The sequence below is a fragment of the Clostridium sp. AM28-20LB genome, from assembly GCF_003480665.1.
Taxonomy (GTDB): Bacteria; Bacillota; Clostridia; order Lachnospirales; family Lachnospiraceae; genus Otoolea; species Otoolea fessa.
In genome coordinates this window covers 1-25196 of record NZ_QUJN01000006.1, presented here as the reverse complement: position 1 = coordinate 25196, position 25196 = coordinate 1, and the positions used below count along the sequence as shown (strand labels likewise).

General features: G+C 51.5%; 23 protein-coding genes and 6 tRNA genes. 4 read left to right on the top strand and 25 right to left on the bottom strand.

What is annotated here, in order from left to right; genetic code table 11:
* Window positions 1–28: 28 nt before the first annotated feature.
* The 8 genes from DW739_RS11660 to DW739_RS14965 form a co-directional block, all read right to left on the bottom strand.
* Complete coding sequence (locus DW739_RS11660) at window positions 29–1963, bottom strand: DUF5702 domain-containing protein (RefSeq protein WP_243015275.1); 1935 nt, start codon at window positions 1961–1963, stop codon at window positions 29–31.
* Window positions 1960–2148 (bottom strand): Flp1 family type IVb pilin, encoded by a 189-nt coding sequence (locus tag DW739_RS11655; RefSeq protein WP_022360416.1) that lies wholly within the window; start codon window positions 2146–2148, stop codon window positions 1960–1962. The genes DW739_RS11660 and DW739_RS11655 overlap by 4 nt, the downstream gene beginning before the upstream one ends.
* 27 nt (window positions 2149–2175) lie before the next feature.
* Window positions 2176–3399, bottom strand: a complete 1224-nt coding sequence (locus DW739_RS11650; protein WP_118482083.1) for a hypothetical protein — start codon at window positions 3397–3399, stop codon at window positions 2176–2178.
* A 6-nt stretch (window positions 3400–3405) separates the two neighbouring features.
* Complete coding sequence (locus DW739_RS11645) at window positions 3406–4188, bottom strand: type II secretion system protein F (protein ID WP_243023774.1); 783 nt, start codon at window positions 4186–4188, stop codon at window positions 3406–3408.
* Window positions 4139–5347, bottom strand: coding sequence for a CpaF family protein (locus DW739_RS11640; protein WP_347559450.1), 1209 nt, complete (start codon window positions 5345–5347; stop codon window positions 4139–4141). The genes DW739_RS11645 and DW739_RS11640 overlap by 50 nt, the downstream gene beginning before the upstream one ends.
* A 120-nt stretch (window positions 5348–5467) precedes the next feature.
* A complete protein-coding gene (locus DW739_RS11635; RefSeq protein ID WP_118626992.1) occupies window positions 5468–6472 on the bottom strand; it encodes a hypothetical protein in 1005 nt (334 codons plus the stop codon).
* Between the two features lie 35 nt (window positions 6473–6507).
* On the bottom strand, window positions 6508–7083 hold the full coding sequence (locus tag DW739_RS11630; protein WP_182427989.1) for a prepilin peptidase: 576 nt from the start codon (window positions 7081–7083) through the stop codon (window positions 6508–6510).
* Window positions 7080–7229 (bottom strand): hypothetical protein, encoded by a 150-nt coding sequence (locus DW739_RS14965; RefSeq protein WP_182427988.1) that lies wholly within the window; start codon window positions 7227–7229, stop codon window positions 7080–7082. Before DW739_RS14965 ends, DW739_RS11630 begins: the two co-directional genes overlap by 4 nt.
* A gap of 384 nt (window positions 7230–7613) precedes the next feature.
* Between DW739_RS14965 and DW739_RS11620 the strand changes: the two genes are divergently transcribed.
* The 4 genes from DW739_RS11620 (at window position 7614) to glgB (ending at window position 11855) form a co-directional block, all read left to right on the top strand.
* The gene (locus tag DW739_RS11620; RefSeq protein WP_243015268.1) at window positions 7614–8027 is read left to right on the top strand and encodes a metalloregulator ArsR/SmtB family transcription factor; all 414 of its coding nucleotides are present in this window, start codon (window positions 7614–7616) and stop codon (window positions 8025–8027) included.
* 81 nt (window positions 8028–8108) lie between these two features.
* Window positions 8109–8351 carry a YaaL family protein gene (locus DW739_RS11615; RefSeq protein WP_118482082.1) on the top strand — a complete coding sequence of 81 codons (243 nt, stop codon included), beginning with the start codon at window positions 8109–8111 and terminating at the stop codon, window positions 8349–8351.
* Between the two features lie 23 nt (window positions 8352–8374).
* Window positions 8375–9904 (top strand): alpha-amylase family glycosyl hydrolase, encoded by a 1530-nt coding sequence (locus DW739_RS11610; RefSeq protein WP_243023773.1) that lies wholly within the window; start codon window positions 8375–8377, stop codon window positions 9902–9904.
* A 4-nt stretch (window positions 9905–9908) separates the two neighbouring features.
* Window positions 9909–11855: a 1,4-alpha-glucan branching protein GlgB gene (glgB, locus tag DW739_RS11605; protein ID WP_118482081.1), complete on the top strand. Its 1947-nt coding sequence runs from the start codon at window positions 9909–9911 to the stop codon at window positions 11853–11855.
* 116 nt (window positions 11856–11971) lie between these two features.
* On the opposite strand, the gene DW739_RS11600 is transcribed toward glgB, so the two are convergent.
* The 17 genes from DW739_RS11600 to DW739_RS11520 form a co-directional block, all read right to left on the bottom strand.
* Window positions 11972–13144: a MalY/PatB family protein gene (locus DW739_RS11600; protein WP_118743099.1), complete on the bottom strand. Its 1173-nt coding sequence runs from the start codon at window positions 13142–13144 to the stop codon at window positions 11972–11974.
* A 260-nt stretch (window positions 13145–13404) separates the two neighbouring features.
* Window positions 13405–14550, bottom strand: a complete 1146-nt coding sequence (locus DW739_RS11595; protein WP_207663864.1) for a PLP-dependent aspartate aminotransferase family protein — start codon at window positions 14548–14550, stop codon at window positions 13405–13407.
* 370 nt (window positions 14551–14920) lie between these two features.
* On the bottom strand, window positions 14921–15508 hold the full coding sequence (gene pdxT / locus DW739_RS11590; protein ID WP_118684527.1) for a pyridoxal 5'-phosphate synthase glutaminase subunit PdxT: 588 nt from the start codon (window positions 15506–15508) through the stop codon (window positions 14921–14923).
* Between the two features lies 1 nt (window position 15509).
* On the bottom strand, window positions 15510–16385 hold the full coding sequence (pdxS, locus tag DW739_RS11585) for a pyridoxal 5'-phosphate synthase lyase subunit PdxS (protein WP_107001769.1): 876 nt from the start codon (window positions 16383–16385) through the stop codon (window positions 15510–15512).
* Between the two features lie 364 nt (window positions 16386–16749).
* Window positions 16750–17601 (bottom strand): 16S rRNA (cytidine(1402)-2'-O)-methyltransferase, encoded by an 852-nt coding sequence (rsmI, locus tag DW739_RS11580; RefSeq protein ID WP_118743098.1) that lies wholly within the window; start codon window positions 17599–17601, stop codon window positions 16750–16752.
* Between the two features lie 15 nt (window positions 17602–17616).
* Window positions 17617–18348 carry a tRNA1(Val) (adenine(37)-N6)-methyltransferase gene (locus DW739_RS11575; protein WP_107001771.1) on the bottom strand — a complete coding sequence of 244 codons (732 nt, stop codon included), beginning with the start codon at window positions 18346–18348 and terminating at the stop codon, window positions 17617–17619.
* Window positions 18338–19249: a stage 0 sporulation family protein gene (locus tag DW739_RS11570; protein ID WP_022360400.1), complete on the bottom strand. Its 912-nt coding sequence runs from the start codon at window positions 19247–19249 to the stop codon at window positions 18338–18340. Before DW739_RS11570 ends, DW739_RS11575 begins: the two co-directional genes overlap by 11 nt.
* Window positions 19250–19253: 4 nt before the next feature.
* A complete protein-coding gene (holB, locus tag DW739_RS11565; RefSeq protein WP_117796592.1) occupies window positions 19254–20243 on the bottom strand; it encodes a DNA polymerase III subunit delta' in 990 nt (329 codons plus the stop codon).
* 260 nt (window positions 20244–20503) lie between these two features.
* A complete protein-coding gene (locus tag DW739_RS11560; RefSeq protein WP_118652523.1) occupies window positions 20504–21121 on the bottom strand; it encodes a guanylate kinase in 618 nt (205 codons plus the stop codon).
* 98 nt (window positions 21122–21219) lie between these two features.
* On the bottom strand, window positions 21220–22812 hold the full coding sequence (locus DW739_RS11555; protein WP_243023772.1) for an aminotransferase class I/II-fold pyridoxal phosphate-dependent enzyme: 1593 nt from the start codon (window positions 22810–22812) through the stop codon (window positions 21220–21222).
* A gap of 92 nt (window positions 22813–22904) precedes the next feature.
* Window positions 22905–24026 carry an MBL fold metallo-hydrolase gene (locus DW739_RS11550; RefSeq protein ID WP_118743097.1) on the bottom strand — a complete coding sequence of 374 codons (1122 nt, stop codon included), beginning with the start codon at window positions 24024–24026 and terminating at the stop codon, window positions 22905–22907.
* Between the two features lie 319 nt (window positions 24027–24345).
* A tRNA-Lys gene (locus tag DW739_RS11545) sits at window positions 24346–24418 on the bottom strand.
* 3 nt (window positions 24419–24421) lie between these two features.
* Window positions 24422–24494: transfer RNA gene (locus tag DW739_RS11540), tRNA-Phe, on the bottom strand.
* A gap of 196 nt (window positions 24495–24690) precedes the next feature.
* Window positions 24691–24764 (bottom strand) — tRNA-Met (locus tag DW739_RS11535).
* A 66-nt stretch (window positions 24765–24830) separates the two neighbouring features.
* A tRNA-Tyr gene (locus DW739_RS11530) sits at window positions 24831–24912 on the bottom strand.
* Window positions 24913–24921: 9 nt separating this feature from the next.
* Window positions 24922–24994: transfer RNA gene (locus tag DW739_RS11525), tRNA-Thr, on the bottom strand.
* Between the two features lie 18 nt (window positions 24995–25012).
* Window positions 25013–25085 (bottom strand) — tRNA-Val (locus DW739_RS11520).
* Window positions 25086–25196 lie beyond the last annotated feature (111 nt).

Here is a 25196-nt window from a genome sequence, read left to right as displayed (position 1 = left end):
ACTGTCCTCCACTCCCCTGTAATTGTGTTTAATATTCCTTCTGGGACGTTCTACGAAGCGGTATCAACGTTCCCTGTGCCGCATAGGACACACTTACCCCATACTGGCACTGATCCATCCGAAATCCCGGCTCTTTTTCTGAAATGCGGTTCTGAATCATATCCATCATCCGGTAACAGAAACGGCTCTTTCCCTGTATCAGAAAAAAGAGTTTCAGCCAGTCCTGGTAGTCCAGCCCTCTGTCGTCTGTCCCGTTTTTCAATGAAGGATCCGTCCCCGTTTCCAGAAAGATGGACGCGCCCTTTTCCGTCAGAGCAGAAAGCGAAATCTGCCACTCCCCCGGCTGTTTGAAAAAAGGAATTTTTCCGCCAGCCAGCAGAACCTTCACATCTGCCACCGACTCTGCAAACGCCCAGACTGTCATGATAAAGAAGGATGCCGCCGCCGTGATCGGTGTGATTCCCGCCAGCCCCGTGATTGCCAGCGCCAATGCTTCCGCCTCCGACCGTTTTTCAGAATCCGCATATAAAGCTGCCAGATTCACCGCCTCGCGCACAGCCAGAAGTTCATTGACGGTGCGTTTTAAATTTTCCCGCTCCGACGCATTTCCCTGTAAGAGATATTCCTGCTCATAATGGATACTTCCCGTCTTTTCCTGCCCGAACCGGGTAAAAAAATGCGCCGCATACGCATCTAAAAGAGCCCGTTCAAGCCCCGCTGTCCAGACATCCCCAGTCGTCCCCCGCTTTCCGCTCTCTCCGCCTGCATACAACGCCGACGGAAATGCCGCGGTCGAAATCCAGTTTTCTGAAATCACAGTTCCCGCCGGCACACAAAGACTCAGCAGATCCGTCCCCGACAGGCGGCTGACTGCTTCCAGCACATTCATTTTTTTCTTGTCTCGGACTGCCGGAGCCCGGAAACGTCCATCCTTCTGAAAACCCGCTGTGATCGTCAGAACCGGCGCCCACAGCGCTTCCTCGTCCAGCTCATCGTCCTCATCGTCAGGCTCCCAATCATCGATATAATCCTGTATCTCCTTCCCTTTCCGGACTGCTTCTGCAACCACCTCTTCATTTCCTTGAGCCGTCTCTTCTGTCTTTTTTACCTCCTGGCGGCGCGCTCCATCCGCATCCAAATACGAACGATACCCCCGCATCTCCTCCTGTACCATGCCCCAGGAGCCTTCTTCCAGATCCGGCTGGGCTTCCTGCGCCCCCTGCTCCGATCCCTGCAATTCTTTCGCAAGCCGGTCCGCCTGTTTTTCATACGCCGCAACCAGCCCCGGAATCTGCTTTAATTCTTTCTCTAAGCTTTCCGCCGATTGAAAGAACGAGCTTCCATCCGCCTGGCTGACCGCTGCCTCCATCTCCTCCAGATGTTTCTCCTGTTTTTGCAGGCAGGCTCCGATCGCCTCGATCGACTCTTCCAGACGCAGCACTTTTCTGCCATTTTCCTGATATCCTTCCGCAATTCCATGAACCGCCCTTGCTTCCGTCATCCGTTTTTCCATCTCAGGCAGTTCAGACTCCTCACTTTCCAGCGTCCAGACACCCACTTTCATATAATCGGTAACTTCCTTCGCAAAGAAATCCCCATTATGGCCGGTGATCGCATCCATCGCTTCGATCTGTGCCTTGCCGCCGCTGACCGGATAAAAGGGCGCTGCCGCCAGATATGTTTCCATCTGCGGCTCCATCTCCGCCGCCAGGCGCTCTTTATCCGCACATTCCAGCACAAAAATCCGGTATTTATCCCAAATCTCCCGGTGATAACAGCTCATCAGCGAATCCAGGGAGGAATTGAGCGCCATCTGCATATACCAGCCGCTTCCGGCTGCCCGGGCGGACTCAAACAGCCCGCCCATCAGCGCACAGATACAGGTCAGAATCAAACTCAGGAAAACTGTGATCCCCCCGCAAACGTCCATTTCTGCTTCAACGTGCCGTTCTGCCCGGATCAATATACCTCCTTCGACTTGCTGTTGATCTGTTTAAAGATATTTGTAAGAAGCGTATTAATCTGCTTTTTAAAGACAATGACCAGACCTATCAGCACCACCAGAATCAGCACTAATTCAATGACCCCCACGCCATCCTCGTCCATCAGAAACGATTTTACTTCTCTTACCAGATACGCTTTATCCATATACTTTTTCTCCTTTCTCCCCATTTTTCAGATCCCAAACGCCAGAAACGCCGGGACTGAAACCATCACCATAATAATCATCAACATCAGAAACAATGGAAGCATCAGCTTTGTGGACGCCTCTTCCCCCCGGCGTCTTGCCAGTGCTTTCTCTTCTTCAAACGCCGACTCCATCTCTGTCTCCAGCGCCTTTCGAAGTCCTTCTGCCCCATTTCTGACATTCTGCTCCAAAAGCCCGGAAAGCTTCCGGTACGGTCTCAGACGGCAGCCCGCACCAAATTCCGCATATGCCTGCAGTTCCGGGACACCGCGCTGCATCCGGTGATATGCCGCTGCCATTTCCCGGTATGCCGCCCGCTCCGTCTGTGTTCCCGCCCGGCATGCCGCCTCGTATTCCAGCACAATCCGTTCCCATGCCCGGCGGACCGGAAGCCCCGCCCCGGAAAATACGGTCAGCTTTGACACAATCTCCGGGTAGTCTTCCATCAGTTCCCGCTTTTTCTTCTTTTTCTCCTCACTCTCCTTCTGTTTTTCATAAAGAGGAAGCAGAATTGCCGCCGCAATCCCCAGCACCGGAAACAGCAGATATTCCCTGTCTCCGCGCACCCGGTAAGATAAATTCTTCCCCTCATACATCTTTGGCAAAACCAGCTGACCTTCCGTTCTCTGCGCCTCATCCATCTGCTTTAACAGCTGCTTAAAACCTGCCTCTTTTTCCTGCTGCTTCGTCCGAAGCGGCGGATATAGCATGACCGGAAACCGGTACTCCCGGCTGAATGCCCCCGCCTGCAGGGATGCGGTCAGTTCTGTCTGAATCCCCTTCTCCGGGCATTCTTCATTTAAAACTGTCCCATCTGTCTGAATCCATTCCGCATCCTCCGGTGTCCAGCGGACCCGGATGCCCTCTTCTTCCAGCCAGCCAACGAGATGTAGATCTTCCCTTACCTCCTGCAGGGACGGATTGTTTCCCCGAATTAAATCCGCCAGTTTACCTCCCGCCTCCAGCAATGCTTTTTTTGCATCCTCTTCCGCATATTCCCGCTCTCCGAGCGCAATCTCCACCGGAATCTCCTTCTCCCACAGTCCGCGCACCCACACTTCCTGCTGCCGTTCCCCTTCTCCGTATGCATAGCGGTTCAGCCGGTTCCCCTCTTCCAGCGCCCCATCCCTTTTTTCCACCAGATATCCCACAACTGCCAGAATTATCCCCAAAAGAATGCATAAAACCTGCTTTTTCCCCATTTTCCCCATTATGTTTCACACCTCAATCTGAAGAATTTTCCCCGATACCCTCCATGCCAGCAGATAGACCACCAGACACCCGGTCATCACCACCCGCCCCACCGCTGTCTCATACATCTGTGAGAAAAACCCCGGCGATGACAAATCCACGTAGAGCACAATCAGGTACGGCATCAGGTTCATAATTCTCTGTTCAAACTGCTTTTCTGCCGTCATCGTGAGAATTTCCTCCCGCACCTGTATGCGATCCGAAATCACGTGAACGACATGGTGAACCACGCTTGCCAGCTCACCCCGGCTCCGTTTGGATACAGTAAAAATAACAGAGAAATTTTCCACCTCACCCAGACCACTCCTCTTTGCAAAGGAAGAAAGCAGCACCTCCACGGTCCGGTTCATTTTAAGCTGACTTGCCAGGTATGAAAACTCACGGGTAATCATCCCCTCTTTTCCGTATTGTTCTTCCAGATCGCGCACGCTCGCGATAAACGCATTTTCCACCGAATAGCCTGCAGCCAGCGCCGAAGCCACAATCTGAATCGCTTCCTTAAACTGGAGCCGCAGTTCCTCTTTTCTCCGGCGGCAGAGCTCCCGCCTCTTAAAAAACGGCCGCAGCATCCCCGCCGGAAGCATCAGAACGAACGCCAGAAATGAACGGTAGAATACATACGCCGTCACGGCGCACACCGCTGTTCCCTCCAGAAGGTAACGTATCCACTCCTGCCCCGTCAGGTGGTAAACCCGGTAATCAGAAAGCACTTCCTCCCGCGAATCTGCGCCGCCCTTCAAATCTGCCAACCTGGATAAGTGCTCCTTCCACCTGTCCGGAATCAGCCTCCCCGCTTTCCTGAAACTGATAGATGGGAGAAAGGCGGATTTCCCCATTTTCATAGCCTATCACCTCCGTGATCTCCAGTACCTTCCGGCTCCGGTCCCGCATCCGCCCGACATGGACCATCAGATCGAGCGCTGAACCGATCTGGCTCCGGACCGCCGCAAGCGGCAACTCTGCCGCCATCAGAACCATTGTCTCCAGTCTTGAGAGCATGTCTTTTGCGCTGTTTGCATGTCCGGTTGAGAGCGAGCCATCGTGCCCCGTATTCATCGCCTGCAGCATTTCCAGCGCCTCGCCGCCCCGGACCTCCCCAACGATGATGCGGTCCGGACGCATTCGGAGACTCGCCCGGATCAGATCGCGCATGGAAATCTCCTGCGAACCATCCCGGTTATCCACCCTTGTTTCCAGGCTGACAAGATTCTTTACATGGCGGATTTGAAGCTCTGCCGAATCCTCGATCGTGATGATGCGTTCCTCCTGTGGAATATAGCCGGACATGGCGTTTAAGATCGTCGTTTTTCCCGATCCGGTTCCGCCGCTGATGAAGATATTGAGCCCCTGCTCGACCGCTTTCTGCAAAAATGCCGCTGCCTCCCGGCTGATACTTTTTAACTCAATCAGACGTTCCATCGTGATCGGTTCCGGGAACTTCCGGATCGTTAAAATCGGACCATTTAACGCCACCGGTGCCAGCACCACGTGAACACGCGAACCATCTTCCAGTCTCGCATCCGCAATCGGAGACGCCAGATTGACCGTCCGGTTGACACGGCTTACAATCTGCTGAATCAGATCCTCTAGCTGCCCTACCGAATCAAAGTGCTTTTCTAATTCTTCCACACGCCCCTGCCGCTCGACAAAAATGTGCTCCGCGCCATTTACCATGATCTCCGTGATCGTCGGATCATCGACCAGCTCCTGCAAAATATCCAGCCGTCTGAATGAATCAAACAGCTCTTTTCTCAAACAAAGCCGCTCTTTTAACGGCAGATACGCCCCTTCTGCCGCTTCCAGAATCGCCATGTCGATCAGGTCGCGCAGCTCCTCATCCTCCACCTGCATACGGCTCTCCATCTGCTCCATCAGACGCTGCCTCAAAACCATTTTCTGCTCCTGCATACTTCCCCCTGCCAGTTGTTTCTCTCACAACCGTTTACTCTTTAGAATGACTGGCAAAATCCCGCTCCATTTATCCCTGTCAAAAGACTTTGCCCCTTCTAATTTAACCCACAATGAACATTATCCGCCCACACTGCTTCCCCGCAGCAGCTGCCGTACATAATCACCCAGTTCTCCCCATAAAAGCTGGTCAATATAATCGCCCCGTCCAAAACTGCCGTGATACGGAAGCTTCAGGCGTTTAATACGTTCCCTTAGCATGCCATTTCCTGTCTGTGAAAAATACTGCTCCAGCTCCTTAAGCTTTGCCAAAGACACCAGATCTTCCCGGATCGGCATATAGATTACCCGGCACAGCTTCATTACCGAAAGCGCCGTCCTGCGCCCGCTTCCTATATCCACTACCAGCGTATCATACGCACTCTCCCCGGCAATTGCCCGTATAAGCCCCGCGATTGCCTCCTCTCCCGCCTGATCCAGATCCTCCGGATAGCGCACCGGCGGAATATAGTCCAGCTCCCCCATCGTGTGGACAACGCTGCTCAAACGAAGCGAATTATAGCTTCCACCGTTGTAAAAATACAGCAGATCCGACAAATCACTCTTATATTCTTCTTTCATCAAAACCGACAGACCGGAAAATTCCTCCAGGTTCAGATACAGCACCCGCTCCTCCTGTGCCAAAAGTTTTCCCATTGTCAGGGCAAACGAGGTCTTTAAACACCGTCCAACCGGCGAATACACCCCCAAGACCTTCGCCAGCCCCCGCCCGGACACCTCCGGCAGCTCCCCCGGGCTTTCCCCATACCAGGTCAGCACGTCGCGCACAATCGCATCGCTGGACTGGTATTTGTAAACACAGGGAACTGACGGACTGACCGTTTTTCCCCCATTATCCGATAAAAGAATAACCTTTTCCGCCCGGATGGACTCCTTTTCTTCCGCCGGAACATGCTCGCCCAACAACAGAAGCTTTACCGGGTGTTCCGCCGCAAATGCCCGCAGCCGCTCGATCGAGCTGAACGCCACCACCTCAAACGGTATTTTTTCCTTCTGGTTAACTACCTCTGCAAACCGCGCCGCATAGACCGGATCCACATCATACACCGCCAGAATATGCTTCATCGCACCGCCACCTCCCTAATCACAAGCCATTTTCCTTACAGATACCGAATCAGCTCCGCCCCAATCACTCCCAAAAACAGGCACGGTGCCAGACAAAAAGATGCCTCTTTTCCATCCCGCGCTTCCAGATAGTACGGCTCGACGCTTCCCCCAAGCGCGGACCGGTACAAATAAAACACAAGATATGTAAGCCGCTGCCTGGCAATCCCACGCCGGATAAGTAATACAAGTGACCATATTCCGGCAGCTGCCAGCCCGCACAGGAAAATCCGCCCGCCCTGCCGCAGCCCGGCGGCACCAAACAGGACGGCTGCCATTTTGATGTCCCCCGCACCTATCATGCGAAACAGATACAGAGGGAACAGGACAATCAGTAAACTCCCGCTACGAATCAAATATCCACAAGTCTCGCCAATCCCCATCATAAGCGCCGCCCCATATCCCGGCAGCCGCCCGTCCCATCCGGCCGTATATCCCATCTTCATCCCCAGACCAAACCGAATCAAAAGAAACAACAGGCCGCCAAGCAGAAGCATCCCATTGGGAATACGGCGTTTTTTCAAATCCCAAAACGCACAGCCGCCAGTAAACAACAGCAGCAAAAAGGTCAATCCATCCCCTCCTTCTCTTTCGCATACATGAAACGAACAATTTCTGCACAGTATGTCCTCTTTTCAAAACTCCTGCCGCAAACGATAGCTGCCAGTCCTGCGCCAGCTTTTACCGCCACCTTTTTCCATTCATTTCCTGTATGCACTTCAAACATTCCTGAAAAATTATCGAACATTTCTCTGAACTTAACTTTTAGAATCTTAATAATAGATCAACGGGAAATCCGGATTCCCGTGACAGATGGAAGAACCCATCCATGAATGTTCCTCCATTATGAACAGTTTTTGATCAAAAGTCAATCCCAAAACACCCGAAATATGCGCCAAAAACATCTCAAAAACTTTGTGCATCTGAACCCATTATTTTAGCTAGACAATTTCGTTATTTGAAAATAATTGCCAAAATATCTCTTTATTTTTTATCTATAAATACCCATTCCAGCATTTTCCTTTCCATTGACTGACGAAACAAAAAATGGTAAAATACTATTAGTTTAAATTTTTAAACCATTATAGAAGGAGGAGCCGCGATGAAAAAAGGAATAGAACTCAAACAGCATTTTCATACCTGTATGCCTCTTTTTATCGCGCTGGGCGATGAAATACGGCTGACGATCATCGAAGCGCTGACGGACGAAGCCCTCACGGGGCGCAAAAAAAACAACGATGTGAACAAAAATCAGCCTGATAAGAACAATGACCGTCCAATCAGCCTGCCCGCCCAGTCCCGTCCGCATGGCTTAAACGTCCGGGAGATCACCGAACAGACCAGCCTGTCGCGCCCGGCAGTTTCCCACCATTTGAAGATCTTAAAGACAGCCGGGCTGATCGATGTCCACCGGGAGGGAACCTGTAATTATTATTATCTCTCAATCGAAGACAGCACCCGGAAACTGATGCAGCTCGGACATCTGCTGGAATCCGTGCTTTCCATGGACGCCTGAACCAGGATGCATATCTTTCCATTTTCTGAATATACTGATCGTTGTACCAATTTATAGGATTCAGAAAGAGAGCATCAAACCATGAAGCACAACCGCACCCACTGCTCCGGTATCACCAGCACGGACATTTTTTCCGCCCACCCTGACCCAGAGCTGCTGACAGAACTGCGACAGACCATGAGCACGATCAACACCGTTTTCAACCATTTTGAAGAGGTCGTCGATCCGACTCTGATTGACTGCTATATCTACGAACTGAAAGCCGCACATCTCCGGTATCAGTTCCTTTTACGACATATTAAACAACAGGAAAATACCATTTAACCGACACAAGGAGGGCCTTTCTCATGACAGCCTGGTACGACAAAGCTATCTTTTACCATATGTATCCTCTGGGAATGACCGGAGCACCGTTTGCCAATCCCTACCCCGTCTCCGATGGGGCAGCGGATGGCACAAACAGGGACGTTTCCGCCGATTCCCGCATGGACGAACTGATGCAGTGGATTCCCTATTTAGAGAGCCTGCATATTTCCGCGCTTTACATCGGACCGCTGTTTGAATCATCCACGCACGGCTATGATACCCGCGATTTCCGGCTCATCGACCGGCGGCTGGGGACCAACGTCTCGTTCCGATCTTTCGTGGACTGCTGCCATGAGCATGGCATCCGCGTCGTCGTGGACGGCGTGTTCAACCACACCGGTCGCGAATTTTTCGCCTTCCGCGACCTGCAGGCGCACCGTGACCAGTCTCCTTACGCCGGATGGTACAGGAACGTCAATTTCGGCTGGGGCAGCCCGCTCGGCGATTCCTTCGGCTACGAATCCTGGCACGGCATCTGGGAGCTTCCCTGCTTAAACCATGGAAACCCGGAAGTGCGGAACTATCTGCTTGACACTGTCCGTTTCTGGGTGCAGGAATTTGACATCGACGGTATCCGCCTCGACTGCGCGGGCGATCTTTCCTTTGAATTTATGCAGGAACTGCGCCGGCTGGCAAATGAAATCAAGCCGGAATTCTGGCTGATGGGCGAAGTCATCCACGGCGAATACGCCCGCTGGGTCAATCCGCAGATGCTTCATTCCGTCACCAACTACGAGATGCACAAAAGTATCTATTCCGCGCACAACGACCACAATTATTTCGAACTGGCACACAATGTCCGCCGCCTCGAAGCGGTGGGGCGGGATCTCTACACCTTTGTGGACAACCACGACGAAGACCGGATCGCAAGCAAACTGTTAAATCCGGCACATCTTGCGCCGCTTTACACGCTGCTGTTCACTCTTCCGGGAATTCCATCCATCTATTATGGAAGTGAATGGGGCATTCAGGGACGCCGCGGACACAACTCTGATACGGAACTCCGTCCGAAAATCCTGCCGCCGAGACCGCTTGCAGAAGAAATGCAGACCAGCGACGGACAAAACACAGGCATCCGCACAGATGGCAACTGCCAGAGCTTTTCGAGCGCCACAGGCGCAAACACCTGCTGCCAAACCACTTCAAGCACCACAGACTCAAACACAGATACCAGCGCAGGCACCGTGACACCGCTTACACTTCTGATCCAGAAACTCGCCGCCATCCACGCCGCCGAACCGGCGCTTCACGGTGGGCGTTATCAGGAACTTCTGCTGACAAACCGGCAGTACGCATTTGCCAGACACGGTGACCACCAGGCGATCCTTACCGCTGCCAACAACGATGACAACGCCGCTTATTTACAAGTTCCGCTTCCATTCCACACGACAGCGGAACAAGCTACGGATCTGATTACCGGAAAATCGTTTTTGATCGATAAGAATACAAACAAAATTCAGATAGAATTAGAGGGTAACAGCGCTGTTATTCTCGGAATCACGGAGGGGTAACCTTATGAAAAAAGCAGCTTCCACTACTAAACGAACCACATCGAAAAAACAAAAGACAGAGGGACTCGGCGTGATCGGCGAGCTTGACCGGTATCTCTTCGGAGAAGGCCGCCACTACCAGCTCTACCACAAGCTGGGCGCACACCCTTATACATATCGCGGACAGGACGGCTACTATTTCGCGGTCTGGGCGCCGCACGCAGCCGCCGTCAGCCTGGTCGGCGACTTCAACGCCTGGAATCCGGATGCAACCCCGATGAAGCCGGTCGCAGACAGCGGCATTTACGAGCTCTTCGTACCGGGACTTGGCGTGGGACAGCTCTACAAATTCGCCATCACCACGCACACAGGAACGATTTTATTTAAGGCAGATCCATATGCATTTTCGGCAGAATACCGTCCTGGAACCGCTTCCGTGACCGCCGATATCCGCGGCTTCAAATGGAACGATTCCAAATGGATGGAATCGCGCGCGGGCACCGATCCGGTCAAGGCGCCAATCTCTATCTACGAGGTTCACTTAGGATCCTGGAAAAAGAAAAACCGCCCGGAAAAGGACGGTTATTACACTTACATGGAAGCCGCGCATGAGCTGGCTGACTATGTCCTGGAAATGGGCTACACCCATGTAGAGCTCATGGGAATCGCCGAACATCCGTATGACGGCTCCTGGGGATATCAGGTAACCGGCTATTTTGCCCCGACCTCCCGCTACGGAACCCCGACGGAATTTATGTATTTCGTCAATTACTTACATAAAAAAGGCATCGGTGTCATCCTAGACTGGGTTCCGGCGCATTTTCCGAAGGATGCACATGGACTTGCCGATTTCGACGGACAGGCGCTCTATGAGTATGCCGACCCGCGCAAAGGCGAGCACCCGGACTGGGGTACCAAGGTCTTCGATTATGCCAAAAACGAGGTATCCAATTTTCTGATCGCCAACGCGCTCTACTGGCTCGATGAATACCACATCGATGGTCTGCGCGTGGACGCCGTCGCTTCCATGCTTTACTTAGACTATGGGCGCCAGGACGGACAGTGGGTACCAAATAAATATGGCGACAACAAAAACCTCGAAGCCATCGAGTTTTTCAAACATTTAAACAGCGTGATCCGCGGCCGGAAGGACGGCGCCATCATCATTGCCGAGGAATCCACCGCCTGGCCGAACGTTACCAAGAGCCCGGAGGAGGACGGTCTTGGATTTACCTTCAAATGGAATATGGGCTGGATGCATGACTTCCTCGAATACATGAAGCTCGACCCGTATTTCCGTAAATTTAACCACAACAAAATGACCTTCGGCATCACCTACTGCACCAGCGAAAACTTCATTCTGGTGCTCTCGCACGACGAGGTCGTCCACCTCAAATGCTCGATGATCAACAAAATGCCGGGCGAATACGAGGATAAATTTGCCAACCTGAAAGTCGGCTACACTTTCATGCTCGGACATCCGGGCAAGAAACTTCTCTTCATGGGACAGGATTTCGGTCAGTTCCATGAATGGGATGAAAAAGTCTCCCTCGACTGGTACCTTACGAAAGAGCCGTTCCATGCCGACCTCCAGAATTATGTGAAAGGGCTTTTGACGCTCTACCACAAATATCCGGCGCTCTACCGCCTGGACGAGGAGTATGACGGCTTCCAGTGGATCAACGCCAACGACGGAGACCGCAGTATTTTCAGCTTTATCCGCCGCGATGAAACACAGAAAAAGAATCTTCTCTTCATCTGCAACTTCACCCCGGTAGACCGCGACGATTACCGCGTCGGTGTTCCGAAACGCGGCACCTACACGCTGCTGCTTGACCAGGAACACGGCTACTACAAGCGCGGCGATAAGATCAGCCATTACCGCTCCATCAAGAGCGAATGTGACGGACAGCCATACTCCTTCGCGTACCCGCTTCCGGCGTATGGAACTGCGGTGTTCCGGTTCTCATAAAATAATGTTCCTATGAAGTCAAAAAACCTGCCGCAGACAGACTGTTTATATGGGGGATACAGTCTGCCTGCGGCAGGTTTTATTTATACGGGTTCTGATTCGTGACCCAATCAATTTTATCCGCGGATCGCCGCTTCCAGCTGCTTCAGCGCTTTCTCCACCGTCACCCGCGGGCATGCGATATTGATCCGCTCGAAGCCCTCGCCGTCCGGTCCGAACATCGCGCCGCTGTCCAGCCACAGATGTGCCTTGTCCACGATCAGATGTTCCAGCTCTTTTTCATTCAAATGAAGCGCCTTAAAATCCAGCCACAGAAGGTAGGTTCCCTCCGGCTCGATCAGACGGATTTCCGGCAGATGCTCTTCCAGATACGCCTTCACAAACTTCCGGTTCTCCTCCAGATACGCTTTTAGCTGTGCAAGCCACTCCGCTCCCTCTTCATACGCCGCCTGGCATGCTACCAGTCCCATCAGACCGACCTGGCTGTAGCCTGCCGCCGCGATCTCCTTTAAGAGTTTCTTCCGAAGCTCTGGGTTTAGCACAAAGATATTGGAAATATGCAGTCCCGCCAGATTGAACGTCTTGGATGGTGCCGTGCAGATCAGGCAGTTCTGCTCAAACTCTGCACCCAGCTTCGCAAATACTGTGTGCGGATGTCCCTCGCGGGTAAAATCACTATGGATCTCATCGCTGACCACGAGCACACCGTGACGCAGGCAAATCTCGCCAACCCGGCGCAGTTCTTCCTCGCTCCAGACACGTCCGACCGGGTTGTGCGGACTGCAAAGCAGGAACAATTTTACCTTATTTTCGACGATCTTCGTTTCCAGGTCGTCAAAATCCATCGTGTAATAGCCATCCGTGATTTTCAGCGGGCTGTTGACAATCTTACGCCCATTGTCCGTAATTACTTCCGAAAACGGATAGTACACCGGCTGCTGAAGCAGTACGCCGTCACCTTCCTTTGTATACGCCCGGACAGCCGCCGCCAGCGCGAATACAACGCCCGGTGTCTTCACCAGCCACTCCGGTTTCGTCTCCCAGCCAAAGCGCTCCCGGTACCAGTTCTGGACTGCCGCAAAATAGCCCTCTTTTCCATCACTGTAGCCGAAAATACCATGTTTTACTGTCTCTTCCAGCCGCTCTAAAATCGCCGGAGCCGTCTGAAAATCCATATCAGCCACCCAAAGCGGTAAAATATCCGCTGGTTTTCCTCGCTCGATGGCAAAATCATATTTTAAACAGTTGGTACCATGCCGGTCCACCACTTTGTCAAAATCGTATTTCATGCATTTTCCTCCCAATCCATCGTTCCTGTCAATGAACGGTTTTCACTCTGGCATCCTGTCATCCATGCCCATATCCCACTGCCCATGCAAAACCGATACCAGACATATCTATCCTCTTTTGTAACTGTTCAGTCCCTTCACAGTCACGCGCAAAAATCCATTAAAAATTGCCTACGGCAATGGGATTTTTGCCTGCTGGCCCATGTTTTCGTACGGTCAGCGCAGTAAATGCGCAGACCTACTGAACAGTTACCCTCTTTTTACGCTAACGCCTGCTCCAGATCCGCAATCAGATCATCCACATTTTCAATACCGACAGACAGACGTAAAAATGTCTCCGTAATTCCAAGGCGCTCCCGGATCTCAACCGGCACATCGCCGTGTGTCTGCAGCATCGGATAGGTAATCAGAGACTCCACGCCGCCCAGACTCTCCGCATAAGAGATGAGCTTCACACGCTCCAGCACCTTTCTCGCCGTCTCCTCCGTATCTGTACGGAACGAAATCATGCTGCCAGCGCCACGGCTCTGTTTTTGGTTGATCTCATAACCCGGATGTTCCGGAAGTCCTACATAGTAGACATCCGTTACCTTTTTCTGCTCTTTCAGCCAGTCTGCGATCTTCATCGCATTCTCCTGCTGCCGTTCCACACGCACTGACAGAGTCTTGATGCCGCGCAGGACTAAGAAAGAATCAAACGGAGAAAGTCCGCTTCCGATCGTCTTGAACAGATACCGGATCTGCTCTGCCAGCGCCTTGATCGGCGTACATAAAAATCCAGCCAGCGTATCATTGTGACCGCCTAAAAACTTCGTGCCGCTGTGGACAACCAGATCCGCGCCCTGCGCGATCGGATTCTGCAGATACGGGGACAGGAAGGTATTGTCCACGATCAGAAGCAGTCCGTGCTTCGTCGCCAGACGGCTCATTTCCGCCAGATCGGTCACCTGCATCGTCGGGTTGCTCGGTGTCTCGATGTAGAGTGCCTTCGTCTGATCCGTGATCGCCTTCTCAACCGCCTCCACATCGGCTGTATTTATATAGGAAAATGAAAAACCGCGCTTCTTTTCCAGTGCCTCAAAAATACGGACGGAACCGCCATACAGATCCTCGGTACATACAAAATGGCTGCCACTGTCAAACAGCTCCATCATCAGCGAGATCGCCGCCATACCGGATGTGCAGGCAACGGTATCAACCGCTCCTTCCAGCGCCGAAACAGTCTTTTCCAGCTCGTCTCTGGTCGGGTTGCTCTCACGCGTATAATTATGACCGGTTGATTCCCCAATACCCGGGTGGGCAAAAGTCGCCGTCTGGTAAATCGGCACTGAAACAGCGCCAAAAGAATGGTTTTTAGAAGTTTCCGGATCTCCGCAAATACAAGTTGTCTCTATCTGATAAGCCACGATGTCATCCTCCTGTGTCTATTTGCTATATCAGCAAATTCGTTTTTTATATAATTTTCTTATTTCATATTGTTTTAATTGGTTTATCAGTGATTGTAATGCGGAATTCCTACTTTGTCAATAGGAATTCCATGCAGTCCGCCATTTTACCGGGCGTTTTCCTTTCTCAGCGCAAAAACCTATCAAGGTACATTTTTTGTTTTTTCACAGACCGTACCTTCCAAACAAATAAAAAAACGGTCAGAATCAATGACATCTTCCCACATTTCAGAAATATATCATCCATTCTGACCGCTTTAAATGGCTGCAGTTCTCGCTCCCCTTACCAGTAGGTTTCACTTTTCATCAACCACACACTAATTTCTACCAATTACCCTCTTAATTTTCCTTTACAGACTTCCTCTAGAAAATACCGGTGCACCGTCACATCCTCATTCAATTCCGGATGAAATGCCGTCGCAAACTGGTTTCCCTGTCTGGCTGCGACTATCTTTCCGTCCACTGTCGCCAGCACCTTAACATTTTCCTGAACCGAAGCGATGTACGGCGCGCGGATAAAAGTCATCGGAATCGTCCCCAGACCGGCAAATTCAGCCTCCGTGTAAAAACTTCCGAGCTGACGCCCGTAGGCATTCCGCACCGCCGACACATCCATCGTCGCAAAGCACGGCGTTCCGCCCTCGATCTCCTTGGCCAGAAGCAGAAGCCCCGCGCACGTTCCATACACCGGAAGCCCTGCCGCAATCTTTGCCCGAAGCGGCTCATAAAGCCCCAGCTCATCCAGGAGCTTACGCATCGCGGTACTCTCGCCGCCCGGCAGAATCAGTCCGTCCATCGGCCGCTCCAGATCCGGAAGCTGCCGGATCTCAAACGCCTCTGCGCCCAGTCTCCGTACCATGGCAATGTGTTCGGCAAACGCGCCCTGCACCGCCAGCACGCCTATCTGTTTTTTCTCCATCTTACTGTCCCCGCTCTGCCATCAAAATCGCAATCTCATTCTCATTGATACCAACCATCGCCTCGCCCAGATCCTCAGAAATCGCAGCAAGTAATTTTGCATCTTTGTAATTCGTTACTGCCTGCACGATCGCCGACGCACGTTTCTCCGGATTGCCTGACTTGAAGATACCAGATCCAACAAAGACTCCCTCTGCGCCCAGCTGCATCATCAGAGCCGCATCCGCCGGGGTAGCCACACCGCCTGCCGCGAAATTGACAACCGGGAGACGTCCATTGTCATGTACATAGCGGAGCAGATGAACCGGAACTTTTAACTGTTTTGCTGCCTCGTAAAGCTCATCCTCACGCAGGTTCTGAACCCGGCGGATCTCCGAATTCATCGCACGCATATGGCGGACTGCCTGTACGACATCGCCCGTTCCCGGCTCGCCCTTGGTACGGATCATCGAAGCACCTTCCTCGATCCGGCGCAGCGCCTCTCCCAGGTCTCTCGCACCGCAGACAAACGGAACCTTGAACTGTGTCTTGTCAATATGGTACACATCATCCGCCGGAGATAATACCTCGCTCTCATCGATATAATCAATCTCGATCGCTTCCAGAATCTGCGCCTCCACAAAATGACCGATCCGGCACTTCGCCATAACCGGAATCGAAACTGCCTCCTGAATGCCGCGAATCATCTTCGGGTCACTCATACGGGACACACCGCCCGCTGCCCGGATATCCGCCGGAATCCGCTCCAGCGCCATAACCGCACACGCGCCTGCCGCCTCCGCGATCTTCGCCTGCTCCGGGGTTGTGACATCCATGATAACGCCGCCCTTTAACATCTGTGCCAGCTGTTTATTCAGTTCATAACGATTCTCTGCCATTTTTATTCCTCCCGTGGTTGAATATGATTTTTCTTTGTAAGCCAAGCGTCCTTACGATCCTTGCAATCAATACCCGAATCCACTGAATCATTCACAGGCAAGCGCCTCTTCTGCCTTTCTATTCTGCCTTGCGAAAAACAATTCACTGACATTCTGTATTTTTACATTCATTTCCGCATCAACTTAGTAGGAATTATAGCAAAAACTGTACTGATTAAAATATACACTTTTAAATATTTTAATCAGTACAGTTTGTTCTTTTCTCAAATCTTATTCTATTTTTCTTTTATCTGCACAAACCGGAGCGCCCCGGCATTCCACCAACGCCACTCCACTTACCCATTTTTCAGCTTTCCGTTTGTGTCTACGCCTCTTCCGCCTCCAGCAACGCCTGGTACACATCCCGCTTCGAAACCCCGCGGTCCTTCGCCACCAGCTTCATCGCTTCCTTGCGGCTGTTTCCCTGTGATTCATAATGTTCCATATGCTCTTCCAGGGACATCTGCTGCCAGCGCGCCTGATCCTCCGCCTTGATCTCCTGGACGGATTTGCCCTCGATGACGATCACGCACTCGCCCTTCGGCTCATTTTCCGTATAATACGCCACCGCCTGCGAAAGCGTCGTCCGGAATGCCGTCTCGTATTTCTTCGTCAGCTCCCGGCAGATAGACGCCTTTCTATCCCCCAGCGCCTCGTAAAGTTCCGTGAGCGTCCGCAGAAGGTGGTGCGGCGCCTCGTAAAGCACAATCGTGCGCGTCTCATTCTGAAGCTCTGCAAGCACCCGCTGGTGCTCCTTCTTGTCCGTCGGAAGAAATGCCTCAAAACAGAACCGTCTCGTCGGAAGTCCCGAAATAATCAGCGCCGTAACACACGCCACCGCTCCCGGAAGCGCGGTTACTTTAATTCCCGCCTCGCAGCACTGGCGCACCAGCTCCTCGCCCGGATCCGAAATCCCCGGCGTCCCGGCGTCCGTGATGCAGGCAATATTCATGCCCGATTTCAGCTTCTCCACCAGCACACGCGCCTTCTCGACCTTATTGTACTCATGGTAGCTCGTCATCGGTGTATGAATATCAAAATGATTCAGAAGCTTAATACTGTGCCGCGTGTCCTCCGCCGCAATCAGATCCACCTGCTTTAACGTCTCCAGCACCCGGAATGTGATGTCATCCAGGTTGCCGATCGGCGTGGCACACAAATATAATGTTCCTTCCATCGTTCTCCTATTCCATTAATATCCGTAAATATCATAAATCTCATCCGTATACACGCCCGGCTCTTTGTACACAATGATCGGCTTTTCCACTGTCATCAGCGCGCCGCCGCCGCGCACCGCCTCGATGAGAACCATATTTGCCTCTTTATCTGCAAACGGATGGACAAATTTCATCCGCTTCGGCTCCAATTTCTGACTTTTCATCGCCATCAGAATCTCAATGAGCCGTCTCGGACGGTGCACCATATAGAGTCGTCCGCCGGGACGAAGTGCCGAAGCCGCCGCGCGCACGACATCCTCCAGATTGCAGAGAACCTCATGGCGGGCAATCGCCTTGGGAAGATCGGGATTTTTCAGCCCGTGGCTGTCGTTCATGTACGGCGGGTTCGTCGTTACCACATCAAAGGATGCCTTCTCAAACAGCGTCGGAACCTCCTTGATATCGCCCTGCACGATCGAAACCTTCTCTTCCAGCCTGTTGAGCGCCACACTCCGGGATGCCATCTCCGCCATCTCCGCCTGGATCTCCAGACCTGTAAAATGGCTTCCTTCCGTCTTTGCCTCCAGAAGAATCGGGATAATACCGGTTCCCGTTCCCAGATCAAGCGCTTTCTCGCCCGGCTTCACCGATGCAAACCCGGACAAAAGCACCGCGTCCATGCCAAAACAGAACCCGTTCGTCTTCTGGATGATCCGGTATCCGTTCCGCTGCAGTTCATCGATCCGCTCGCCCTCTTTAATTATCATCCAGCTTCGACTTTCCTTCCTTTTTCTCCAGTGCCTCCAGCGCTTTCAGCTCCGCATCGTTGACATTTCCCCTGTCACGGCGGCGCTTCGGCTTAAACTTGAGCTGATCCACACGGTAATCACGGATCTCCTTCTCATCCCGTCCTACCGTCACAACCACCTTTACCTGCTGGCGCAGGACGCTGACGCTGTGAACCTCGCCTTTCAGCCCGTCATCCGTTGTGACGTAATCGCCGACACTCGGCAGATGGCTGTTCAGATCCTCATACGTCTCTTCCTCGTATTTCAGGCAGCACATCAGACGACCGCACACACCCGAAATCTTCGTCGGATTTAAGGACAGGTTCTGCTCTTTTGCCATCTTAATTGAAACCGGAATAAACTCCGATAAATATGAATGACAACAGAGCGGACGACCACAGATACCGACGCCACCCAAAATCTTCGTCTCATCCCGGACGCCAATCTGGCGCAGCTCGATCCGCGTCTTAAAGACCGCCGCCAGATCCTTGACAAGCTCACGGAAATCGATTCTTCCATCCGCCGTAAAATAAAACAGCAGCTTATTGTTATCAAAGGTGTATTCTGCATCGATCAGCTTCATCTGCAATTCATGCTTGCGGATCTTTTCCTGACAGATCTGGAATGCCTCATGCTCTTTTTCTTTATTCTTCCGTTCCAGCTCCTCGTCATTCTTCGTCGCCATACGAATGACCGATTTCAGCGGCTGGATTACCTTCTTCTCATCCACCTCGCGGACGCCAAGAACTACCTCTCCGAACTCGATTCCGCGGGCGGTCTCCACGATCACATGATCGCCCATCTTGATTTCCATCTGCGCCGGATCGAAGTAATATACCTTTCCGGCCTTGCGGAACCGGACTCCGATTACCTTTATCATAAATTTAATTCTCCTTCATCGTCAAAAGCATCAGCTCCAGCGCCAAATCGGTGTTGACGTTAGCATTCAGCCGGACTTTTGCCTTTTCAATCGCACTCAATATCTCTTCCAGCCCCTCATAGGAACTCTTCTGGCAGCAACTGCTGACCGCCGAATACTCCTCCTTAAAGATCAGCGAATTCATGTCCTTTGTGACCTTAAACATCAGAATATCCCTGTACCAGAGCTGCATGAAATCCAGGCACTCATACAGATCCAGATTGTCCTCCTGCAGCTTGCGGATATAATCCAGAAGCATCGGAATATCCATGTCCTTGATATTTTTAAGCAACGTCAGCACCTCTCGGTACAAAAGTGCAAACTCCTCCGAAGAGGCGAGATGAATCGCTTTTCCTAAATTTCCTCTCGCAAACGCCGCATAAATATCCGCCTGACCATCCGAAACACCCATTTTCTCCGTCAGGTAATCGCTTACCACCGAATCCTTGAGCGGACGAAGTTTCAACTGGATACAGCGGGACAGGATCGTCGGCAGAAATACCTCCGGGTTCGTCGTGATAAGCACCAGCACCGCATAGGCCGGCGGCTCCTCAATCGTCTTTAAAAGAGCGTTCTGCGCCTGCACCGTCATTTTCTCCGCCTCATCGACCAGATATATCTTATATGGACTGCTATACGGACGGATCGAAACCGTATCATTGATCTGAATCCGGACATCATCGACACCAATGCTCGCAGGTTTCTCATGTGTCACCCAGATCACATCCGGATGATTGCCCGACAAAAACTGCTTACAGGAATGGCATTCCATGCATGGCTCCGTCCCATGTTTCTCGCACAAAAGCGTCATGGCAAATGCCTTCGCGATCGTCTTGCGTCCCATTCCTTCCTCGCCCGACAATATGTAGGCATGTGAAACTCTCTGATACCCGATCGCCTTCTGAAGGTGCTCTTTTATCTTCTCATGTCCAATAATATCGTGAAAACCTGCCATCTTGATGCTCCTTTCAGGGCTGGACTCTGAATTTTAATTCTAAAATCGTTTCAATCGTATGGATCGGTTGGGATCCCTTCTATCATGCCCTTCTTTTATTATTTGTAAATCTCTATCATCTTAGTATAACACAAGATTTAACCTCTGCCTAGTACGATGAAATTCCGAATTTGTTACTGTTCACGCATACGTGCCCAGTAACGGAATTTGCCGTGGCTTCGCATTTAAATACGGCAAATTCCTGCTGCCACCACGTTTTCTTACGGCACTTTCGGTTCCAAAAGTGCCAATCCCTGAGCCCGAATTTCCCTTACCAACGTATCCACACACGCTTCCAGCTCGCGGTTTTCAAACCGGTTTTCCGCCCGGATCCCACATTTTTCCATATTTTCGGCACTGAAATCTGCCTCATCCGCCAGGAAACGGCGGCACAGCTCCGCATACTTTGGCTCTGTCTGCTGCCGTTCCCGGTCAAGCGCACGCTGAAGGCGTTCACCGTCCTCCACCTCAATGTAAAGCGGCACCAGCACATCCGCACCGAAATAATTCCGCGTCCCCTCATACGATTCCAGCGTCCCGATCATGAAATAATCATGCGATCCCAGATCGATCTGCCCATCGTCCACCGTTGCATAACTCCACGGTCCATAAATAGTCTGGTAGGTTCTCTTTTCAATGATCTTTCCCTGTTTCTCCAAATCCGCAAGCCTTTTTCCGGTCACAAAATAATACTCCACACCGTCCCGCTCGCCTGCCCGGATCGGTCTGGTCGTATACGGCACCACCGTCCGGATCTGCGGCAGCCGCTCTCTCAATATCTTATAGATCGTGTCCTTCCCGGACGCGCTCTTTCCCATCACGTAAAATATATGTCCCATCTTCCTATTATGCCTTTCCAGCCAGTATTTTCACACGCATTCCATCGTATATATAAATCCGATTTTTCTCTGTTTCTTATGGCAAATGTGCGAACCTGCTAAATAACAACCTCTATCCACAAATTCAATTTGTCTGATTTTTCACAAATTCCTTCCACCGTAAGTCCCAGCTTCCAATCCTCACGGATCCGCGCGATCTCCCTTGTTCCAATCCGCTCTCCCGGCATCAGCATCGGCACCCCCGGCGGATAAATGGTAACGCAGGTCCGCGCCGTCCTTCCTTCCGCCTCCTCAAGCGGCACCAGCATGCCATCCCCATGCCATGCCTGCCAGGGGAGACACATCTGCTGTGGATAGTTTTCTGAATCATTTTCTTGGTTCGGTTTCTGATTCAATTGTGCTCCCGAAAACGGTTCCTGCCTGCCTTGTTTTGCATCTTTCAGCCCAACACTTTCCGCCTCCAGCTTTTCCACCCGCGCATCCAGCTCCAAAAGTGCCCGCTCCAGACGCGAAAATCCTTCCTCCGTATCCATAAACGAAGTCATCAGAAGCACATACCGCCCGCTCGACATCTCCGCCTCCAGATGGTACTCTGTCCGCAAAACCTCTGCCAGTCTAGTTCCCGTCATAAAATCTGGAAATAGCACCAGTTTTGACGGATCATATCCATACACACCTGCCGCACCACAGATTTCCTCTTTCAGAAGCCGGAAATGTTTTAGCTTCGCCAATTTTTCCCGGAGTTCCCGCAATCGCGCGCCATACCGCGCCATCTCCCCGGCTCCTTTTTCTGCCATATACCGGACGCAGTTCTCCATCGACGCAATCAGAATATACGACGGGCTGGAACTCTGGTAAACCGATAAATACTGTTCCACCTTCTTCGCATCCAGAATCTGGCTTTTCAGATGCAGAATCGCCGTCTGTGTCAAAGATGGAAGCGTCTTGTGAAGACTCTGGATCACCAGGTCCGCCCCCTCCTGTAACGCCCCATCCGGGAAATAGTTCCCATCCCCAAACGGCAGATGCGCGCCGTGCGCCTCATCCACAATCAGCGCCGCTCCATGCCGGTGCGCCGTCGCTGCAATCCCCTGGATATCCGACACGATCCCCTCATAAGTCGGGGAAGTCACAAACACAGCCCGGATCTCCGGATGCTCCAAAAGTGCTCGTTCCACCTGCTCTGGCTCGATCCCTCCCGGAATCTGAAACTCCGGCACCTCCTCCGGATATAAATATACCGGTTCCAGCTGGTTTAAAACCACCGCGTGATACGCCGATTTGTGGGAATTTCGAGCCATGAGGATTTTTTCCCCCGGCTTCACCGCCGCCGCGATCGCCGCCAGAATCCCGCACGTACTGCCATTCACCAGATACCAGCCCCGGTCTGCTCCGTACACCGCAGCCGCCGAATTCATCGACTCTTTCAAAATATCTTCCGCATGATGCAGGTTGTCAAATCCATCAATCTCCGTGATATCCACCGAAAATGGATTCGGGACGGAAGTTATCCCCATTTTCACCTGGCGTTTGTGGCCCGGCATGTGGAACGGGTAGGCATCCGACGCCGCATAGGTGGATAAACGTTCTAAAAGCGGCACTTCCGGACGTAGGATGATTGTTTCCGACCGCATTTTCCTGTCTTTATTCACTTTTTCTTCTTCCTTCTGTTTCTCTCTTTTTTCGTTCATGTCTTATTTCTATCCGCTGCACCGCATCCCAAAAGCATTTCATTTCCCTGAAAACAACTTTTTAAAATTTTATTTTAATCTTTTATAAAAAACTACCGCAGTATCTGATCGCCATCCTTGACACAAAGATTTTTCTTCACACCTAATGTTACCATCCATCCACGGACAATCGGCGTCTTATACGAACCAGCGCCCGCGACGCCATCCTGCACATTATCCCAGAGCCAGTCCGGCGTCGGCCATAAGCAGACCTCCGGTGAAATCTCCTGGTAGAGCTCCTCTTCCACACCTCTCTGCCCATGGTGCGCCATCTGTAGCACATCCGATTTCAGTTCCTCCTGCGTATGATTGGCAAGAAAATCTTCCCCTGCCTGCCAGCCCATATCACCCAAAAACAGGATCCGTTTTCCGCCCATCTCCACGCGGTACGCGACCGAGCTGTTATTAAAACTATTTTCCGTGCAGGCAAATGGCTCGTTCATCACTGTGATCTCCGCGCCCGCCACTGAAATCTTCTGCCCTTTCGTAAGCGTCCCGCATTTTTCTGCTTCCGGCAGTTTCGCAATCGCTTCCGTGATCCGATCATAACACTCCAAATCTGAATCCCGTCTTGAAACCTGCTCCTGACCTAAAAATTCTTTATTCAGAAATGAATAATACACCTTACCGATCGAGATCGGCATCGGATCCATGTTTAAAATCTCCGTGATCGCCCCCACATGATCGCTGTGCGGATGGGTTAAAAGCCATGCATCCACATGACCGCCCAACTCCTGAATAACCTCAATCAAATGCGGTGCATCGACATCACGACCGCCATCTACCACGATCACCGCGCCTTCCTTCGTCTTCATGACGCAGGAGAGGTTCTGCCAGATATCCGCACACGCTAAAAGCCGAAGCTCTCCCCCGTCCAGATACGGCTCCTCCACGCCCGGCTCCGCCGCCTCCGCCGCAGCTAACGCTTCCATTTCTGCCGCCGACTGCTGTTCCCCTAGGTTATCTAAATCAATCGGCTGATCTGGATTTTCTCCATTTTCATCTCGGACAGCCTCCCGCTCTGTACTGTCCACGATTGCTACCGTTCCGGCTGTCTCCGGATAGTTCGTGAACCGGTGGCTGCATCCGCTCAAGTTCAAAAGGAACGTCATGCCAAGCGCCGCCGCTGCATATAAATATTTCCGGCGTTTCTGTTTCATCTTGTTTGGCTCCATTTTTCTTCTCCATTTTAAAATTTCTGCATTTGCCTATTTCTATTCTTACTTCCATTTTGGTTTTCTATTTGCTTCTGTTTTCAATCAATTATAACAGCTGCCATATCCGAAAACAAGAAATTATATATTCAAGAAAGACTCCTGTCTGAATGGCTTTTTTACTTTACATGAATGTTAAACGAAGTTTCCTATTTCTGCTTCGCGCGAGTGCGCATCATTGGCACGTTAGTGCCTTTTTGTGTAATAGGAAATTCCTTGGAATTCCCTATTACACAAAAAACCGCCACACTGTCTCCAGTGTGACGGCTTCTCATCTTCATGAGGCATCGGGGATTCGAACCCCGGACAACTTGATTAAAAGTCAAGTGCTCTACCGACTGAGCTAATACCCCATATGCCCAGAACCGGAATCGAACCAGTGACACGAGGATTTTCAGTCCTCTGCTCTACCAACTGAGCTATCTGGGCGTAATGGTTATTTGGTTTTATGCGGATTAAAAGTTTGCTTGTCGCTTTTTTTAGTCCGAAGTGCTCAGCTCAAGACCTGCGGTCTTTCGCTTACGGCATTCGCCGTATACATCTAAAAATATATCTGTTAAAAAACATGCAAGCATGTTTTTAACTTCTATATTTTTATCTGTGCACTTCTCATTGCATAAAAAAATTGCGGGGGCAGGATTTGAACCTGCGACCTTCGGGTTATGAGCCCGACGAGCTTCCAGACTGCTCCACCCCGCGCTAATTCTTACTCTATTATTATATACAATTTCTGGAAAAATACAACCATTATTGTAAAAATAATAATGGATGGAGGTGGATTCGAACCACCGAAGCGAGACGCAACAGATTTACAGTCTGCCCCCTTTGGCCACTCGGGAACCCATCCATTTTAAAAAGCCGATGATCGGACTCGAACCGATAACCTGCTGATTACAAATCAGCTGCTCTGCCAATTGAGCCACATCGGCATAAAACATTGGTAACAATGGGGCCTACAGGGCTCGAACCTGTGACCCTCTGCTTGTAAGGCAGATGCTCTCCCAGCTGAGCTAAGACCCCATCTACGATACTGCACCAGTCCATATTCATTTTTCAAAGAATTGAAATAGTCGTATCTAAACGACCCGGATGGGGTTCGAACCCACGACCTCCGCCGTGACAGGGCGGCGC

Bases quoted from the DNA above. Each gene is read 5' to 3' on its own strand.
- DW739_RS11635 (WP_118626992.1), bottom strand. From the start codon at position 6,472: ATGAAGCATATTCTGGCGGTGTATGATGTGGATCCGGTCTATGCGGCG.
- DW739_RS11555 (WP_243023772.1), bottom strand. From the start codon at position 22,812: ATGAACGAAAAAAGAGAGAAACAGAAGGAAGAAGAAAAAGTGAATAAA.
- DW739_RS11615 (WP_118482082.1), top strand. From the start codon at position 8,109: ATGAAGCACAACCGCACCCACTGCTCCGGTATCACCAGCACGGACATT.
- DW739_RS11575 (WP_107001771.1), bottom strand. From the start codon at position 18,348: ATGATAATTAAAGAGGGCGAGCGGATCGATGAACTGCAGCGGAACGGA.
- DW739_RS11610 (WP_243023773.1), top strand. From the start codon at position 8,375: ATGACAGCCTGGTACGACAAAGCTATCTTTTACCATATGTATCCTCTG.
- DW739_RS11570 (WP_022360400.1), bottom strand. From the start codon at position 19,249: ATGATAAAGGTAATCGGAGTCCGGTTCCGCAAGGCCGGAAAGGTATAT.
- DW739_RS11600 (WP_118743099.1), bottom strand. From the start codon at position 13,144: ATGAAATACGATTTTGACAAAGTGGTGGACCGGCATGGTACCAACTGT.
- DW739_RS11650 (WP_118482083.1), bottom strand. From the start codon at position 3,399: ATGGGGAAAATGGGGAAAAAGCAGGTTTTATGCATTCTTTTGGGGATA.
- DW739_RS11655 (WP_022360416.1), bottom strand. From the start codon at position 2,148: ATGGATAAAGCGTATCTGGTAAGAGAAGTAAAATCGTTTCTGATGGAC.
- DW739_RS11560 (WP_118652523.1), bottom strand. From the start codon at position 21,121: ATGGGACATATATTTTACGTGATGGGAAAGAGCGCGTCCGGGAAGGAC.
- pdxT (WP_118684527.1), bottom strand. From the start codon at position 15,508: ATGGAGAAAAAACAGATAGGCGTGCTGGCGGTGCAGGGCGCGTTTGCC.
- DW739_RS11640 (WP_347559450.1), bottom strand. From the start codon at position 5,347: ATGCAGGAGCAGAAAATGGTTTTGAGGCAGCGTCTGATGGAGCAGATG.
- DW739_RS11550 (WP_118743097.1), bottom strand. From the start codon at position 24,026: ATGGAGCCAAACAAGATGAAACAGAAACGCCGGAAATATTTATATGCA.
- holB (WP_117796592.1), bottom strand. From the start codon at position 20,243: ATGGCAGGTTTTCACGATATTATTGGACATGAGAAGATAAAAGAGCAC.
- pdxS (WP_107001769.1), bottom strand. From the start codon at position 16,385: ATGGCAGAGAATCGTTATGAACTGAATAAACAGCTGGCACAGATGTTA.
- glgB (WP_118482081.1), top strand. From the start codon at position 9,909: ATGAAAAAAGCAGCTTCCACTACTAAACGAACCACATCGAAAAAACAA.
- rsmI (WP_118743098.1), bottom strand. From the start codon at position 17,601: ATGGAAGGAACATTATATTTGTGTGCCACGCCGATCGGCAACCTGGAT.
- DW739_RS11620 (WP_243015268.1), top strand. From the start codon at position 7,614: ATGAAAAAAGGAATAGAACTCAAACAGCATTTTCATACCTGTATGCCT.